This is a genomic window from Desulfovibrio sp. SGI.133, assembly GCF_050313955.1.
In the GTDB taxonomy this organism is placed as follows: domain Bacteria; phylum Desulfobacterota; class Desulfovibrionia; order Desulfovibrionales; family Desulfovibrionaceae; genus Desulfovibrio.
This window is the reverse complement of the sequence record NZ_JBNPMK010000004.1, coordinates 1-14457: the sequence shown is the minus strand read 5'-3', so window position 1 is coordinate 14457 and position 14457 is coordinate 1. Positions and strand designations below refer to the sequence as shown.

General features: G+C 65.3%; 14 protein-coding genes. 5 read left to right on the top strand and 9 right to left on the bottom strand.

Going from position 1 to position 14457, the window contains the following annotated elements:
* Positions 1-312: 312 nt before the first annotated feature.
* From dnaB to alr, 5 genes are all read right to left on the bottom strand, one after another.
* Complete coding sequence (dnaB, locus tag ACQRBR_RS06950; RefSeq protein ID WP_303880660.1) at positions 313-1779, bottom strand: replicative DNA helicase; 1467 nt, start codon at positions 1777-1779, stop codon at positions 313-315.
* A gap of 425 nt (positions 1780-2204) precedes the next feature.
* Positions 2205-2714, bottom strand: coding sequence for a 50S ribosomal protein L9 (rplI, locus tag ACQRBR_RS06945; protein ID WP_006008970.1), 510 nt, complete (start codon positions 2712-2714; stop codon positions 2205-2207).
* A 10-nt stretch (positions 2715-2724) separates the two neighbouring features.
* Complete coding sequence (gene rpsR, locus ACQRBR_RS06940; RefSeq protein ID WP_006008972.1) at positions 2725-2988, bottom strand: 30S ribosomal protein S18; 264 nt, start codon at positions 2986-2988, stop codon at positions 2725-2727.
* Positions 2988-3290: a 30S ribosomal protein S6 gene (rpsF, locus tag ACQRBR_RS06935; RefSeq protein ID WP_040370053.1), complete on the bottom strand. Its 303-nt coding sequence runs from the start codon at positions 3288-3290 to the stop codon at positions 2988-2990. The genes rpsR and rpsF overlap by 1 nt, the downstream gene beginning before the upstream one ends.
* A gap of 221 nt (positions 3291-3511) precedes the next feature.
* Entirely contained in the window at positions 3512-4639 is a 1128-nt protein-coding gene (gene alr, locus ACQRBR_RS06930; RefSeq protein ID WP_303880661.1) for an alanine racemase, read from the bottom strand.
* Between the two features lie 161 nt (positions 4640-4800).
* On the opposite strand from alr, the gene tgt reads away from it, so the two are divergent.
* The 4 genes from tgt (at position 4801) to ACQRBR_RS06910 (ending at position 9657) form a co-directional block, all read left to right on the top strand.
* Positions 4801-5937 carry a tRNA guanosine(34) transglycosylase Tgt gene (tgt, locus tag ACQRBR_RS06925; protein WP_006008977.1) on the top strand — a complete coding sequence of 379 codons (1137 nt, stop codon included), beginning with the start codon at positions 4801-4803 and terminating at the stop codon, positions 5935-5937.
* Between the two features lie 101 nt (positions 5938-6038).
* The gene (locus tag ACQRBR_RS06920) at positions 6039-7658 is read left to right on the top strand and encodes a GGDEF domain-containing protein (RefSeq protein ID WP_321126721.1); all 1620 of its coding nucleotides are present in this window, start codon (positions 6039-6041) and stop codon (positions 7656-7658) included.
* 335 nt (positions 7659-7993) lie between these two features.
* Positions 7994-8923, top strand: a complete 930-nt coding sequence (gene era, locus ACQRBR_RS06915) for a GTPase Era (RefSeq protein WP_006008984.1) — start codon at positions 7994-7996, stop codon at positions 8921-8923.
* Positions 8924-8931: 8 nt separating this feature from the next.
* Positions 8932-9657: a YggS family pyridoxal phosphate-dependent enzyme gene (locus ACQRBR_RS06910; RefSeq protein WP_427812639.1), complete on the top strand. Its 726-nt coding sequence runs from the start codon at positions 8932-8934 to the stop codon at positions 9655-9657.
* A gap of 209 nt (positions 9658-9866) precedes the next feature.
* Here the strand turns inward: ACQRBR_RS06910 and ACQRBR_RS06905 are convergent, their stop codons facing one another.
* The 3 genes from ACQRBR_RS06905 to ACQRBR_RS06895 form a co-directional block, all read right to left on the bottom strand.
* Entirely contained in the window at positions 9867-10538 is a 672-nt protein-coding gene (locus ACQRBR_RS06905; protein ID WP_321126718.1) for a hypothetical protein, read from the bottom strand.
* A 73-nt stretch (positions 10539-10611) separates the two neighbouring features.
* Entirely contained in the window at positions 10612-11070 is a 459-nt protein-coding gene (locus ACQRBR_RS06900) for a DUF134 domain-containing protein (RefSeq protein WP_427812638.1), read from the bottom strand.
* 219 nt (positions 11071-11289) lie between these two features.
* Positions 11290-12075 (bottom strand): TrmH family RNA methyltransferase, encoded by a 786-nt coding sequence (locus ACQRBR_RS06895; RefSeq protein WP_427812637.1) that lies wholly within the window; start codon positions 12073-12075, stop codon positions 11290-11292.
* A gap of 113 nt (positions 12076-12188) precedes the next feature.
* On the opposite strand from ACQRBR_RS06895, the gene ACQRBR_RS06890 reads away from it, so the two are divergent.
* Positions 12189-13832 (top strand): LysM peptidoglycan-binding domain-containing protein, encoded by a 1644-nt coding sequence (locus ACQRBR_RS06890; protein WP_427812636.1) that lies wholly within the window; start codon positions 12189-12191, stop codon positions 13830-13832.
* 353 nt (positions 13833-14185) lie between these two features.
* On the opposite strand, the gene ACQRBR_RS06885 is transcribed toward ACQRBR_RS06890, so the two are convergent.
* Positions 14186-14457, bottom strand: a 272-nt coding sequence (locus ACQRBR_RS06885; protein ID WP_427812635.1) for a hypothetical protein, incomplete at its 5' end; no start/stop codon positions are given.

Sequence of the window (14457 nt, the reverse complement as noted above, 5' to 3'; positions counted from 1 at the left end):
GAGAGCATCCTCTGACTCACCACTTCGGGGATGGGCCGGGGGGAATACGGCTCTGGGGCCGGTATGAGAGCGGAATGCGTCGCAGCCTGACAACGAACAGCGCGTGACGGAGAACGGGACAGCTCCCACGATACCTTCCCTAAACTGGCCGCTGGTCGTTCCTGCCAGCGAGGCAAGGGAACCTGCGGCCGGCGGCAGCGACGCTGTGAGGGCTTCATCCCTGGGGCGGTCCGCAGTCCACGCCGTCAGTGACAAAAGGAGCCCCGCGGGCATCGGCAGCGATGCGGGCGGGGCTCTTCGAGCCGTGATTGCTTATTGCGGCGTTTCCGAGGGGGCCCAGTCGGGGGCCAGGTCTTCGAAGGCCGTATAGGGCGACATGTAGAGCAGCTCGGCCACGCCCACGGGACCGTTGCGCTGCTTGCCGATGATGATCTCGGCGATGCCCTGCACCGGCCGGTCGGCAGGTTTGGTGAACTTGTACACGTCGTCGCGGTAGACGAACATGATGACGTCGGCGTCCTGTTCGATGGCGCCCGATTCACGCAGGTCCGAGAGCATGGGACGCTTGTCGCCGCGTTCTTCCACTTTTCGGTTGAGCTGCGAAAGGGCCACCACGGGCACGTTCATCTCCTTGGCCAGACCCTTGAGGGAGCGGGAGATGTCCGAGATCTCCAGTTCGCGTGAGTCGGTGCGGCGGCTGGTGCGCATGAGCTGGAGGTAATCCACGATGACCAGGCCCAGGCCCTTTTCGGCCTTGAGGCGGCGGGCACGGGCGCGCAGCTCCAGAGTGGTCAGGGCCGGGGTGTCGTCGATGTAGATGGGCGCTCGCGAGATGACGTCGGCCGCGGCGTAGAGGTTGCTCCAGTCGGCATCGGTGAGCAGGGCCGGGCGGCGCAGCTTGGACATGTCCACCTTGCCCCACACGGCCAGCATGCGCTGCATGAGCTGTTCCTTACTCATTTCCAGCGAGAACACGGCTACGGGCACGCCCTGGCGGATGGCGGCATTGAGGCCCATGCAGAGCGAGAAGGCCGTCTTGCCCATACTGGGACGGGCGGCCACGATGATGAGGTCCGAGGGCTGGAGACCGGCGGTGAGCTTGTCCAGGCGTGTGTAGCCGGTGGTGACGCCGGTGATGACATCGCGGGAGTCGGCCAGCTTGGACAGGTTCTCGAACACGCTGTCCACCAGTTCGCGGGCACCGGTGAAGTCGCGGCCCGTGGTGCGCTGCGAGATGGCGAACACGGCCTGTTCTGACTCGTCCAGCAGGCTGCCCACCTCGCGCGAGGCATCGTAGCAGTTGCTGATGATGGACGAGCAGGCGTTGATGAGGCCGCGTTGCAGGGATTTGTCGCGCACGATGGTGGCGTAATATTCGGCATTGGCGCCGGAGACCACGGCCTGGGCCAGGTCGGCCAGATAGACGGCCCCGCCGGCCTCTTCAAGGGCGTTGTTGCTCTTGAGCTGCTCGGCGGTGGAGATGAGGTCGATGGGCGCGCTTTTGCGGTACAGGTCCAGGAAGGCCCGGAAGATGGTGGCATGGGCCGGCAGATAGAAGTCCGTATCCGCGATGAGGTCCACGATGACGTGCATGAGCTGGGGCCGCATGAGGATGCCGCCCAGCACGGCCTGTTCGGCTTCGGGGCTGTGGGGCGGCACGCGCCGCAGCAGGTCGTTCTCCGCAGTGCGGGCGCGGTCGTTGCCCTCGGCGTTGCGGGGCGCGCCGGACTGGCGGGGGGACGGGGAAGAATCAGAGCCGAAAGGTTCGTTGCTGGCCATGATGATCTCGCGGGTTCGGGATGAGTGATGTTGCCTGAAAGGCATACGGGTTGCGCTGGTGCCTGTCAATGCGATGCTCGTTTCCGGGAAGGGCCGGACACCGCGCCCGTCCGCTCCGGCGTGCGGCGGACGTGCCTGCATCCGGTGCGTAGCCGGACAGGACCTTGCGGGCAACGGGCGCGCAGAAAAGTACGGGGCCGGTGCGCGCCCTCATGTGGCAGAACGGAGCGCGGGAACGGCGCCATCGGGCAGACTGGGGGCAGGCCATACGCGGGCACATGGCCTTGGCGCGAGCAGTGCGTGTACGGGGCCGGAAGGCACTGCCGTACGGCCGTGACGCGAGGGATGCAGACGACAGGCATGAAAAAAGCCCCGCTCGATGAGCGGGGCTTCGATCAGCATTGGCCGGAAGGCCGACGCCGGCCTTATTCGGCTTCGGCGGCGGGAGCTTCAGCTTCGGCTTCGGGCTGGGCTTCTTCTTCCACCACGGGATGGTCGGAAACGACCTTCACCGGCACGGTGGCCACGATGCTGGCGTGCAGGCGCACGCGCACGGGATGATCACCCAGGGTACGGATGGGGGCGTCCATGAGGATGCGACGACGGTCCACATCCACGCCCAGAGCGGCCAGAGCATCGCCGATGATGCTGCTGGTCACGGAGCCGTACAGCTTGTCGTTGTCGCCCACGTGCATGGGGATGACGACTTCCAGAGCTTCCAGCTTGGCGCACAGGGCCTGGGCGTCAGCGCGCAGGGCATCCATGCGTTCCTGGAGCTTCTTGCGTTCCAGTTCAAAGGCCTTCATGTTGGCTTCGGAAGCCACCATGGCCAGGCCCTGGGGCAGCAGGAAGTTACGGCCGTAGCCGGGCTTCACGGTGACGACGTCGCCAAGGTTGCCGAGATTTTCCACGTCGGCGCGGAGTATCAGTTTCATGTGCGCCTCCTTAGATCATGCTCTTTTTCTTGACGGTGGAATCATGCGTGGCGGTGTAGATGAGCAGGGCCATCTGGCGGGCACGCTTGATTTCGCGGGTCAGCAGACGCTGATGGTGCGCGCAGGTACCGGTGATGCGGCGGGCGATGATCTTGCCGCGTTCGGTGATGAAGTCGCGCAGGATGTCAGGGCGCTTGTAGTTCAGGGGCAGATCCTTGTCCGCGCAGAAGCGGCAGAACTTGCGACGGGGGGCAAACTTCTTCTTGAAAGCCATTACGCGACCTCCACTTCTTCAGCCAGTTTGACGGTCACGAACTTGAAGATGCCGTCGGTGATGCGCACGTTGCGTTCCAGTTCGGCCACCAGTTCGGCGGGAGCCTGGTACACGAGGCGCACATAGTAGCCGCGCATCTGCTTGCGCACGGGGTAGGCCAGATCGCGCATGCCCCAGTGATCCACTTCTTCCATCACGCCGTTTTCGCGTTCCACCACGCCGGTCAGGGCGGTCAGGATGCCCTCACGGGTCTCAGCGGACAGCTCCGGCGAAAGGAGGAGCAGGGTTTCAAATTTCCGCATGGTTATCTCCTTTTGGACTGACAGCCCGTACCCCTCTGGTACGAGCAAGGGAAGACGCTCTATAGCCGCAAGCGGCGCGTCTGTCAAGTTTTTGGCCGCAAAAGCGGCGGAAAAATCTTTTTTGGAGCGGCTGCGGGGCCGTTCCGCCGTCCGTCACGGGCAGGGACAGTCTTGCCCGCATATCCGGGACGGATGCCGTATGCCGGGCGCTGCGCCACGGCTTACTTGTGGTACACGCGCGGGCTGCCCTGGCCCAGCAGGCAAAGCAGCTCGTACGAAAAGCCGCCGCAGGCTTCGGCCAGTTCGTCGATGCCGACGGGCGTCTCACCCGGTGCGGCAGGGCCTCCCAGCAGCCAGGCCAGGTCACCGGCGCGGGCCGACAGGCCCGTGACGTCGATCATGAACATGCCCATGCAGATGCGGCCCACCTGGGGCGCACGGCGGCCGTTGACCAGCACATGGATGCGGCCGGATGCGCCGCGGGGGTAGCCCGTGGCATAGCCCGCGCCCACCACGGCCACGCTCATCTCGCGCGGCGCGATGAAGGTCTGGCCGTAGGAGATGCCTTCGCCGGGCTTGAGGTGGCGCACCTGCAGCAGGGGGGCGCTCACTTCCATGACGGGTTCCAGGCCCGCGCCGCGTTCCTCCCAGGCCGTGCCCCGGAAGGGGTTGCCGCCGTAGAGCGAGAAGCCCGGGCGGCAGAGCTCGAAGCGGCTCTCGGGCCAGCCCATGGTCCCGGCCGAGTTGGCCAGGGAACGCTTAAGGGCCGGGTAGGCCGCCCGCAGGCTGTCGGTCATGGCCGTGAACTTTTCCAGCTGGCGGCGGGTGAAATCTTCCTTTTCCGGCATGTCGGCACAGGGGAAGTGCGAGACGGCCAGGGTGGGCTTGAGGCCGGGACAGGCGCGCAGGCGCTCCAGCAGGGCCGGGATGTCTTCAGCGCTGAAGCCCAGGCGGCTCATGCCCGTATCCAGCTTGATGGCCACGCCCCAGGGATCGGCGGGGCTGCTCAGGGCGGCGGCCTTTTCCAGGGCGTCGAAACCTGTGATGAGGGGCGTCAGGCCGCAGGCGTTGGCCTGCTGCCAGTCTTCGTCGTTCTGGCAGCCCAGCAGGGGCAGGATGGTCTGGGCCAGGCCGTCCTGGCGCAGGCAGATGCCCTCTGCCACGGTGCCCACGGCAAAATGGCGGGCGCCGGCGGCGTCCAGGGCGTGGGCCACTTCGGTCATGCCGTGACCGTAGGCATCGGATTTGATGACAGGCATGAGTCTGTCGGGCCGGCCCATGCGGCTGAAGTTGCGGACAAGGGCTCCCAGGCGGATATGACAGCGGGAAGGGGTAAAAGTGCAGCTCATGACGGCTCCTCGGATGAAAAACAGGGAGGCAGCATAGCAACATTGCCCGGCAGGCACAAGGAAAGTCTGCCGTGATTCCGGCAACGGCCGGGTTTCACAGGCAAAAAATCCCGGCCCCGGACGGCTTGTCTTTCCGCGCCCATCCGGCTAGTCTGCCCGCCATGACACAATCCGTCTATACACTCGAACACAGCGACAATGCGGCCCGCGCCGGTCAGGTGCGCACGGCACACGGCGTCATCCCCACCCCCATCTTCATGCCCGTGGGCACCGTGGGCTCGGTCAAGGCCATCGCGCCGGACGATCTGGCCGCCATCGGCGCGCCCATCATCCTGGGCAATACCTACCACCTTTACCTGCGTCCCGGTGACGAGCTGGTGGCCCGGCACGGCGGCCTGCACGGCTTTGCCTCCTGGCCCGGCGCCATCCTCACCGACAGCGGCGGCTTCCAGGTCTTCAGCCTGAGTTCCCTGCGCAAGATCCGGGAGGAAGGCGTGGAGTTCCGTTCCCATCTGGACGGCTCCAAGCATCTGTTCACGCCCGAGAGCGTGGTGGGCATCCAGCGCAACCTCAATTCCGACATCATGATGGTGCTGGACGAGTGCGTGCCCTACGGCGCGGACTATGCCTATACGGAAAAGTCCCTGGCCCTGACCACGCGCTGGGCCCTGCGCGCCCGTGCGGCCTATCCGCAGGGCAGCGGCCAGAACCTGCTGTTCGCCATCACCCAGGGCGGTTTCTTCAAGGATCTGCGCAAGCGCTCCATCGAGGAGCTGTGCTGCCACGATTTCGACGGCTTCGCCATCGGCGGCCTTTCGGTGGGCGAGAGCAAGCACATGCTCTACGACTTCATGTACGAAGTGGCGCCCCAGCTGCCCAAGGACAAGCCCCGCTACCTCATGGGCGTGGGCACGCCGCTGGACATCGCCCACGGCATCAATGCCGGTATCGACATGTTCGACTGCGTGCTGCCCACCCGCAACGCGCGCAACGGCACGCTCTATACCTCGCTGGGCAAGGTCAACATCAAGCGCAAGGAATACGCCGAGGACGACAGCCCCCTGGATCCGGCCTGCAACTGCTACACCTGCCGGACGTTCTCCCGTGCCTATCTGCGTCATCTGTATGTCAGCAAGGAGCTGCTGGCCTTCCGCCTCAACTCCCTGCACAACCTGACCTATTTCCTCAATGTGGTCAGGCAGGCACGCCAGGCCATTCTGGAGGACCGCTATGCGTCCTTCCTGGCTCATATGGAAAGCCTTTATCCCGATGAGGCGGCCCAGGGCCGGGGCCTTTGATAACAGTCCGCCAGTACAGGGAAATATCGTAAAGTTGATTTTTAATATCACTTTTGGGTAGGATGGCGGTACTCTTCGCATTCGAACACAAGTGAGGGACCGTGTCCTTTCCTACTCACTCCACCCCCTGTTTTACCTGGCATCTGCCGACGGACAGCCTCGTCTTTTGCGCGCCGGCCCTGCTTTTGCTGGGCCTGACGCCGGAGACGGCGCCGCAGACCATGGCGGATTTTCTGGACAGGCTGCCGGAACCGCAGCGTCGCTTTTTGCAACGCCAGCGCCGGATGGCCCTGGCAGGGCAGGGGCCCGGCTGCCTGAGCTGTGCCTATACCTACAACGGGCGGCATGTTCGCGAAGACCTGAGCATCATCCAGTGCGATGCCGACGGCAGGCCGCAGACGATCCTCGGCACGTTCGACGTGCGTCATGAGGCTTCCCTGCCGGCAGGGGAAGACGGTGGCTACTGGACCTATGTCCGTAAGGAAGGGGCCCTGCTGCTGGATGCCCGCTGCGCCGGTCTGCTGGGGCTGGGAGCCGGGGCCGGGCCGCTGGACAGGGCCGCCCTGCGCCGTCTGCGCCGCCTGTACCGGGCGGCGGGGTCGCTGGCACGCTTGCGCCGCTGGCTGGACATCCCCCTGTGTTCGGGCCGGCAGAGCCTGCTGCTGATGCCTTCCCGTTCCGAAGAGCTTCCCCTGCTGCTGACGGCCTCGGTCCTGCACCGTGACAGGGATGGGCGGGCCCTGGTGGTATCGGGCAGTCTGGCGCCTTTTCTGGCGGGCAAGGCCGCTCCTGTGGGCGGTGCCGACCGTCTGCTGCTGGCCATGGATGCCTGCAGCGACGGCCTTTGGGATTGGGACGCCACCACCGGCAAGGTCTATTACAGCGAAAACTACCTGTCCATGCTGGGGCATACGCCCGAGACCTATCCCGCCGAGCTGGATTCGTGGGTGCGCGCCGTGCACCCCGACGATTACGAGAAGACCGTGAACATGCAGATGCGGGTCGCGGCTTCCCCCGCGGAGGGGGATGCCTTCTCCTGTACCTACCGCATCCGGCGGGCCGACGGCACCTGGCTGTGGGTGCTGGGGCGCGGCTGCGTGACCAGCAGGGACAGTCAGGGACGGGCCCTGCGCATCGTGGGCATGCATACGGACATCAGCTCCCTCCAGCACGACCGCAACGTGCTGGAAAAGAAGATCCGCCTCGACCCCTTGACCGGGGTGTACAACCGTTACCATCTGGACGGGCTGCTCCAGCAGGTACACAAGGACAGGGGGCCCCTGAGCGTCCTCATGGCCGATGTCAACGGCCTGAAGATGATCAACGACCATCTTGGCCACCACGCCGGAGACGAACTGCTGCGTACCGCGGCGCAGCAGCTTTTGAAGCATATCCGGCAGGAAGACTGCCTGGCCCGTCTGGGCGGGGACGAGTTCGTGATGGTGCTGTCCTGTCCCGCCAGTGTGGTGCGCGAGCGGCTGTCCACCATCCGCAAGGCCCTGGAGGCGTGGAATGCCGCCGGCGGCCTGCCGCTGGAGCTCTCCTTCGGGCTGGCAGGCTCCGATGACGGTTCCGTGGCGCCCGAGGTGCTGCTGCGTCAGGCCGATGCCCGCATGATGGAGGAGAAGAACCGGGTACGGGCCGCCTCACACGCCCGCATCCGGGCCTGGCTGGAAGCCCGCACGGGCCGGAAGGTCCCTGTGGACGATCCCCGGCTCTAGCTCCTGCCGTAGCGCGCGGGGCCGGGATGTCCGGCCGTGCCTGTGCGGCGTGCGGCCTCTCCCTTGCGGCGGGGCAGTCTTTTCCTGTGCCGGTTTCCCCGTCTTCCTTTCCCTTGTGGCATGACGGATCGCCGGGCCGTCTCCCTGCCCGGTCCCGGTGGCATCGCTCCCTTTTGCCGCTCTTTGCAGCTGCCCCGTCATGTGCTGTCCCGCCCTGCGGCGGGCTGCCCTCCTGATGGCCGGGCGGGCCTTCGCCGCGCTTGACCAGGCGCGCCGGATATGGGAGACAGGGCTCAGACACTCATTTTTTCATTACATATATACGAGGAAAAACAATGAACGGTCAGAATTACCGTTGCGGCTGGGTGGCGCTCATGGGCCCGCCCAATGCCGGCAAATCGACGCTGCTGAACGGGCTCATGGGCCAGAAGGTGACCATCGTCACGCCCAAGCCCCAGACCACCCGCAACCAGATCGTGGGCATCCTGACGGACGACGATGCCCAGGCCATCTTCATGGACACGCCCGGCCTGTCGCAGGTGCGCGGCCGCCTGAGCAAGACCATGATTCAGGCCGTGTGGCAGAGCCTTGGCCAGGCCGACGTCATCATGCCCGTGCTGGACGCCCACCTGTACATCCGCCATCCCGAATATCTGGACCGCGACCTGGCTCCCGTGGCCGAGGCCCTGGCCAGTGACGAACGCCCCATGGTGGTGGTGGCCAACAAGGTGGACCTGTTCGCCGACAAGAGCCGCATGCTGCCCCTGCTGACCCGTCTCAACGAGATGTGGCCCCGCGCCGAGATCTTCCCGGTGTCGGCCCTGAACAAGGACGGCCTGCCCGAGCTGGCCAAGCTTATCAAGAAACAGCTGCCCAAGGGCATCGCCCAGTTCCCCGAAGACCAGATCTCCACCGCTCCGGTGCGTTTCATGGCCGCCGAGATCGTGCGTGAAAAGCTCTTCCTGCACCTGCGTCAGGAAGTGCCCTACGGCATCGCCGTGGAAGTGGAGAACTGGGACGAAGATCCCGAACGTGAGCAGACCATCATCCACGCCGTCATCTATGTGGCCCGTCCCATGCACAAGGGCATGGTCATCGGCCGCGGCGGCTCGGTGCTGAAGCAGGTGGGCATGGAAGCCCGTCAGGACATCCGCGAGCTCATCGGCGGTAAGGTGCACCTGGAACTGTGGGTCAAGGTCCGCGAGAACTGGACGGAAGATACGGCCTTCCTGCGCGAGCTGGGCATGGGGGCCGAATCCCTGTAGAGGAATGCATGATGGATGATTCCGCCTTGCGTGAGCGCTATCTTTCCGTGCTGGATCGGCTGGGCGAGGCCATTGCCCGTGCCGGTCGCAAGCCGGAAGAGGTGCGCCTGATCGCCGTTTCCAAACTGCATCCGGCCGAGGACGTGGCCTGTGTGGCCGCCGCCGGACAGGTGGATTTTGGCGAGAACTATGTGCAGGAGGCCCTGCAGAAACGGCAGGATCTGGTGGCGCAGCCCCAGTGCCGTGACATCCGCTGGCACATGATCGGTCATGTGCAGAGCCGCAAGGCCGCCCAGGTGGCCGGGGCCTTTGCCCTGGTGCACACCCTGGATTCCGTCAAGCTGGCCGACGCCCTGGAAAAGCGCGCCGCCGCGCTGGGCGTGGTCCAGCCCGTGCTGTGCGAGATCAATGTGGGCGAGGAGCCCCAGAAAGCCGGGATCATGGCCGATGCCCTGCCCGAGCTGGAGGAGCATGTGCTGACCCGTTGCCCCCATCTGGAGATGCAGGGGCTCATGTGCCTGCCGCCCGTCTTCGACGCGGGCGAGGCCGCCCGGCCCTACTTTGCCCGCCTGTACCGTCTGCGTGAGGACATGCGGGCGCGTACCGGCCTGCCGCTGCCCCATCTTTCCATGGGCATGTCCGGCGACTTTGCCGCCGCCGTGGCCGAAGGGGCCACCCTGGTGCGCATCGGTACGGACATCTTCGGTCCCCGTCCGCCCAAGGTCCCCGCGTAACGGACCATCACGATGCTATGAGAGGAGCCTGTCACTGACAGGCTCCTTTTTTCTTTCATGGTGTTGGGCCAGAGCGGGTGAGCTGCAGCCTTTTGGGTGAAGAGGGCGGGGAGCAGGCTGTGCCCTATACGTTGTCACCTTGCAGCTATGCCGCATCACCGGGCCGTAGGGCAGGTCTGTCCGCCGGGACGGAGCAGGCCCGGGCAAGATCAGGAGTGCCGGGCCTCCCATTCCAGCAGGCAGGCCCCCAGGGGCAGGGCCTGCTGCAGGAACTCCTTGCGGCTCGTCTGGCCGGGATCATAGGTCAGCAGCGCGGAGCCTGTGACGGCGTTGAATGTGGCGTCCCGGATGCCGGTCCCCTCGCACAGCAGCGTGTACAGGGCCCCGAACGTGCTGCTTTCCCGGAACAGGGGATGACGCAGGCGGACACGTCCGTCGCTGAAATGGTGGATACTCCCCAGCAGGGCACGCATGGCGGCTTCCATATCCGTGTTGTCCACGGCCGTCGATGCTGCGGTGCCTGCGGGCAGGGCCTGCACGTCGATGGTCTCCGCTCCGGCCTCGTGCGGAGACGCGGCAGGCAGGAAGGTACGTACGGTCTCGCCCACGGTGGTCTGGCGTTGCAGGAGGCCGGTCAGCAGCTCATCAAGGGCCGGGGCGTCCGTTTGGCGGCAGCCCTTGCCGTCTTTGCCGCTGCGGCTCCCCTTCATGCCGCTGCCGTGCAGGGAGCCGCCTCTGCCGCATCCCATGCCTTTACCGGAGCCGCCGCCTTTACCGCTACCGCTGCCCAGCCCCTGGCTGAGGGTCTGCAAAAGGCCGCTGCCGGCCAGTCCCTTGCCTGCCATGCCCAGCAGGCCCATGCCGAGTTTCGTCCAGAGCATGTCTGTCACTCCTTTGCGCCGCCCCTGTACGGCATCATGCCGCCTGCGCCGGTGTGCGTCGTCGGACCGGAAATCAGCGTGATGTCCGGCGTCTCCTGCCATGCCCGAAGCCGTGCCCGCCACGCGGACGGGCAGGAGGACACGGCTCCTCTGTCTGCTCTGCGGTCCCGGGCGTCCGCGTCGCCCCATCCGGATGCTGCCCGTGCCCGTGTCCGCCGTGAGGGCCCTCTCCCCCGGCGTGGTGCTGGCAACGCAGCCGTACGGGACCGCCCTCCATGACCAGGGGCAGCCCCCGGGTCAGGGCCTGAGCCACACGCCGGCGGGCTTCGGCCAGCAGGCGGCAGAACGTGGGCGGAGAGATCTCCATCTGCCGGGCGGCCTCTTCTTGCGACAGCCCTTCGGCATCAGCCAGGCGCAGTGCCTCCAGCATGTCCAGGCCCAGCGTCATGGCGGGCGCGTCGTGCCCTGTATCAGGGGAGAAGCGTCGGCATGCGGGCTTGGCAGCGATGAGGCGCAATTTTTGCGGTCGCATGGGATATCCTTGATTTGAAATATATTTCAAAATATCGCTGTCGGCAGGGAAGTCAAGGCATACGCGGACAGAGGCACTCTTCCGGCGGCAGACCCAAAAAACAAGGGAGCTCCCGGGGGAACTCCCTTGCCGGCCGCGCTGTCGGCGGCCTTTCCTGTTGACGCCTGTTGGCGGCCAAGCTATTTTTCCCCCAGCATGCGGCGCAGGGGCTTATTTTTGTTATCCCTGGCGACGCATGGCGGCCAGCCCCAGCAGGATGGCGCCTGCCTGGGCCACGTTGAGCGAATCGAATTTGCGCGCCAGCGGGATGCGCAGCATCCGGCCGCAGCGTTTGGCCACACCGGGGCGCAGGCCCTTGTCTTCATTGCCCAGCACCAGCACGGCGGGCAGCTGTATGGCGTGTTCGAACGCGTCGGCGGCGTCAGGGCCGCAGCCCGCGCCGTAGATGCTGAAGCCCGCCTCTTCGGCTTCGTCCAGCGCATGGGCCAGGTTGGTCACCCGGGCCACGGGCAGGCGTTCCAGGGCCCCGGCAGCCGCACGATGGGCCGCAGGGCCCAGATAGGCGCTGTTGTGGCGGGGCAGGATCACGCCCGCGCCGCCCAGGGCATACAGGGTGCGGCACAGGGTGCCCACATTGCCCGGGTCCTGGACCTGGTCCAGGGCCACCACCAGCGGCAGGGGCGCTTCGGCCGCGGCCTGCAGCACGTCCGCCAGATCACGGAAATCCGTGGCCGTCAGGCGCGCCACCACGCCCTGATGGTTGAGCGGCGCGGCATCATTGCCGTTCTGCTGGGCGGCCTCGCGGCAGAGCCTGTCCAGGGCCGCCTGATCCACCAGACTGAAGCGCACGCCGCTCTGGCGGCACAGCTGCTGCACGTCCTGGGCATCCCGGGTACGCAGGCCTTTTTTGCAAAAGACGAGGTCGATGCGTTGCGGGTCGGTCCGCAAAAGTTCCAGCACGGGCTTCATGCCCGGCAGGAGCGGGGTCTCGGAAGTTTGATTCATGGCGTCTCCATGATTGGGGGCGTTGTTACAGGGAGGGACCGGGAAGAGGTCCCGATCCGTTTTTGTGTACGCAGCTTCCCGGCACATGGCAAGCCGGGGGCACGGGAGTAAGCATGTTCTTTCCTGATTGGTCCGGCAGGGGCCGCGCACGTCTGGGGGTGCTTTGTATTCTGGCCTTCTGTCTGTTGCTGGCAGGCGGCTGCGGCAGCAAACAGAAAAAAGGACAGCCCCTTTCCATGCCGTCCCTCATCATCCCCGGCGACGAGGGCGGCGAGCCTTTGACCCCCACGGAACTGGCCGCCTTCCAGAACACGGCCCGCATCGACCGCGACATCCACAAGGCCTCCATGCCGGACGTCGTCCTGCAATACAAGCACTTCTTGCGTAAGGGGCGCGGGACCATGACTGTCTTTTCCCGCAATGCCGAGCCCTATCTGGGCTATGCCCGCAAGGTCTTCCGTTCGCGCGGCATGCCTGAGGAACTGGCCTATCTGGCCCTGGTGGAAAGCGGCTACCGGCCCGATGCGGAATCCCGCGTGGGGGCTCTGGGCGCCTGGCAGTTCATGCCCTATACCGGTATGAAATACGGCCTGACCCAGGACTGGTGGCTGGACGAACGCCTGGACCCCTACCGCGCCACCGAAGCCGCCGCCGACTATCTCCAGAAACTGTACGGGGACTTCCGCGATTGGCCCACGGCCATCGCCGCCTACAATGCCGGTGAGGGCAAGATGAGCCGGGCCAAGGAAGGTACGGGCGCCCGGAATTTCTACGAAGTGGTGGAACGCAACCACAAGCTGGACGAAAAAGCCCGTCTGCGGCCCGAGACCGTACAGTATGTGCCGCGCTTCCTGGCCATGAGCAAGATCATGCGCAACCTGCCCCAGCTGGGCTTCACGCCCGTGGATCAGGACAAGCCCGCCCCTGTCCGTCGCCTGACGGCCCGTCCCGGTACCGACCTCATCGCCCTGAGCCGTGCCTGCGGCCTGAGCTGGGAAAGCTTCCAGGGCTATAACCTGCATCACAAGCGGACCATCTCGTCCACCGAGCGCTCCACCTTCGTCTATGTGCCGGTCCAGAACGAGGCCCAGGCCCAGGCCTTCCTGCGTTCGCCGTCGGCTTCGGCCTTTGCCAACTGGCGTCCCACCAAGGTGCAGACCTCGTCCGACTCTCTGGCCCGGATCAGCAAGCGCAGCGGCGTGCCCCTGGAACGCATCCAGGCCGCCAACCCCGAAAAGAAGAAGATCTACGCCGGGGATACCCTGCTGTTGCCGCGCGGTGTGCCCATGTCGCCTTCGGCCGTGGCCGCGGCGGACGGGAAGCCCTCGCGGAAAGAACTCTCGTCCGACCGGGACAGACAGGAGCGCAGCAGGCCCGAACCTTCGGGCGGCGTCTACGTGCTGCGGCCCAACGATACTCTTTACGGCGTGGCCCGAAGGTTCGGCGTTTCGGTCAGCGATCTGCAGGCCTGCAACAATATCGACGACCCCAGCCAGTTGCAGGTGGGCCAGCGTCTGACCATCCCCGGCAAGGGCGGCGCCGCGGCGTCACGCCCCTCTTCTTCCGAGCGGCAGACTTCGCCGAAGGGCAAGGCCTCCCGTGCTTCCCGCACCAAGACCTATACCATCCAGGCCGGTGACAGTTTGTGGGGCATCGCCCGCAAGAACGATGTCTCGGTGGAGGATATCAAGCGCTGGAATGACGGGGTCGATGCCCAGAATTTGCGCGTAGGCAGTACCCTGATCGTGGGGGATTAGGAGCATCAGCCATGACAGGCCGGGAAGGGGAGACCTTTCCCGGCTTTTTTTATGGCCGAAGAGGGCAGCCGGATACGGACGTACGGGAAAGTCCGCTCGTCGTAGGAGGAAGCCGAGGGCTTGGGAGTGCCCTCATTGAGGGGTGCCACCATTATGATGAAGAGGGAGCTGTCAGGGGGCTCCGGCGGCGGCTTTGTGGCGCTGTATCGGAGGCGCGCGGAGAGCAGGGGGGGGGGGATGCATTGCGAGGGCCTCATTCCGGCCTTGCCTGTAGCGGTGGGGGAAGGGACAGCATGTTACTTGAAAAAAATGCAAACACTTTTCTGTGTCTTTTCGGTATGTTGATTGAATAATCAGTCAGCGGGGAGCAAATCCGCAAATTTTTTTGCGGAAAAATGCTTGACGGTGGAGTTGAAAAGGCGCATAAAGCCGTTCGCACCAACGAGCCGGCCACGTCCGAAAGGACGACGGGAAAAGAAATTTTCCCGGATGGCAAAAAAGTTCTTGACGCGGGTCTGAAAATGAGACATAAGTCTCCCTCGCGCCAACGAGTTGCCCCGACGGGGCCGCGAAAAAAAACTTTCGCGAAATTGAAAAAACTTGTTGACAGCGAAAACGAAGCGGC

Excerpts from the sequence above, each read along its gene's own strand:
- alr (WP_303880661.1), bottom strand. The coding sequence starts at position 4,639 with ATGAGCTGCACTTTTACCCCTTCCCGCTGTCATATCCGCCTGGGAGCC.
- rpsF (WP_040370053.1), bottom strand. The coding sequence starts at position 3,290 with ATGCGGAAATTTGAAACCCTGCTCCTCCTTTCGCCGGAGCTGTCCGCT.
- ACQRBR_RS06905 (WP_321126718.1), bottom strand. The coding sequence starts at position 10,538 with ATGCTCTGGACGAAACTCGGCATGGGCCTGCTGGGCATGGCAGGCAAG.
- tgt (WP_006008977.1), top strand. The coding sequence starts at position 4,801 with ATGACACAATCCGTCTATACACTCGAACACAGCGACAATGCGGCCCGC.
- era (WP_006008984.1), top strand. The coding sequence starts at position 7,994 with ATGAACGGTCAGAATTACCGTTGCGGCTGGGTGGCGCTCATGGGCCCG.
- ACQRBR_RS06895 (WP_427812637.1), bottom strand. The coding sequence starts at position 12,075 with ATGAATCAAACTTCCGAGACCCCGCTCCTGCCGGGCATGAAGCCCGTG.
- ACQRBR_RS06890 (WP_427812636.1), top strand. The coding sequence starts at position 12,189 with ATGTTCTTTCCTGATTGGTCCGGCAGGGGCCGCGCACGTCTGGGGGTG.
- rplI (WP_006008970.1), bottom strand. The coding sequence starts at position 2,714 with ATGAAACTGATACTCCGCGCCGACGTGGAAAATCTCGGCAACCTTGGC.
- ACQRBR_RS06910 (WP_427812639.1), top strand. The coding sequence starts at position 8,932 with ATGATGGATGATTCCGCCTTGCGTGAGCGCTATCTTTCCGTGCTGGAT.
- rpsR (WP_006008972.1), bottom strand. The coding sequence starts at position 2,988 with ATGGCTTTCAAGAAGAAGTTTGCCCCCCGTCGCAAGTTCTGCCGCTTC.
- dnaB (WP_303880660.1), bottom strand. The coding sequence starts at position 1,779 with ATGGCCAGCAACGAACCTTTCGGCTCTGATTCTTCCCCGTCCCCCCGC.
- ACQRBR_RS06900 (WP_427812638.1), bottom strand. The coding sequence starts at position 11,070 with ATGCGACCGCAAAAATTGCGCCTCATCGCTGCCAAGCCCGCATGCCGA.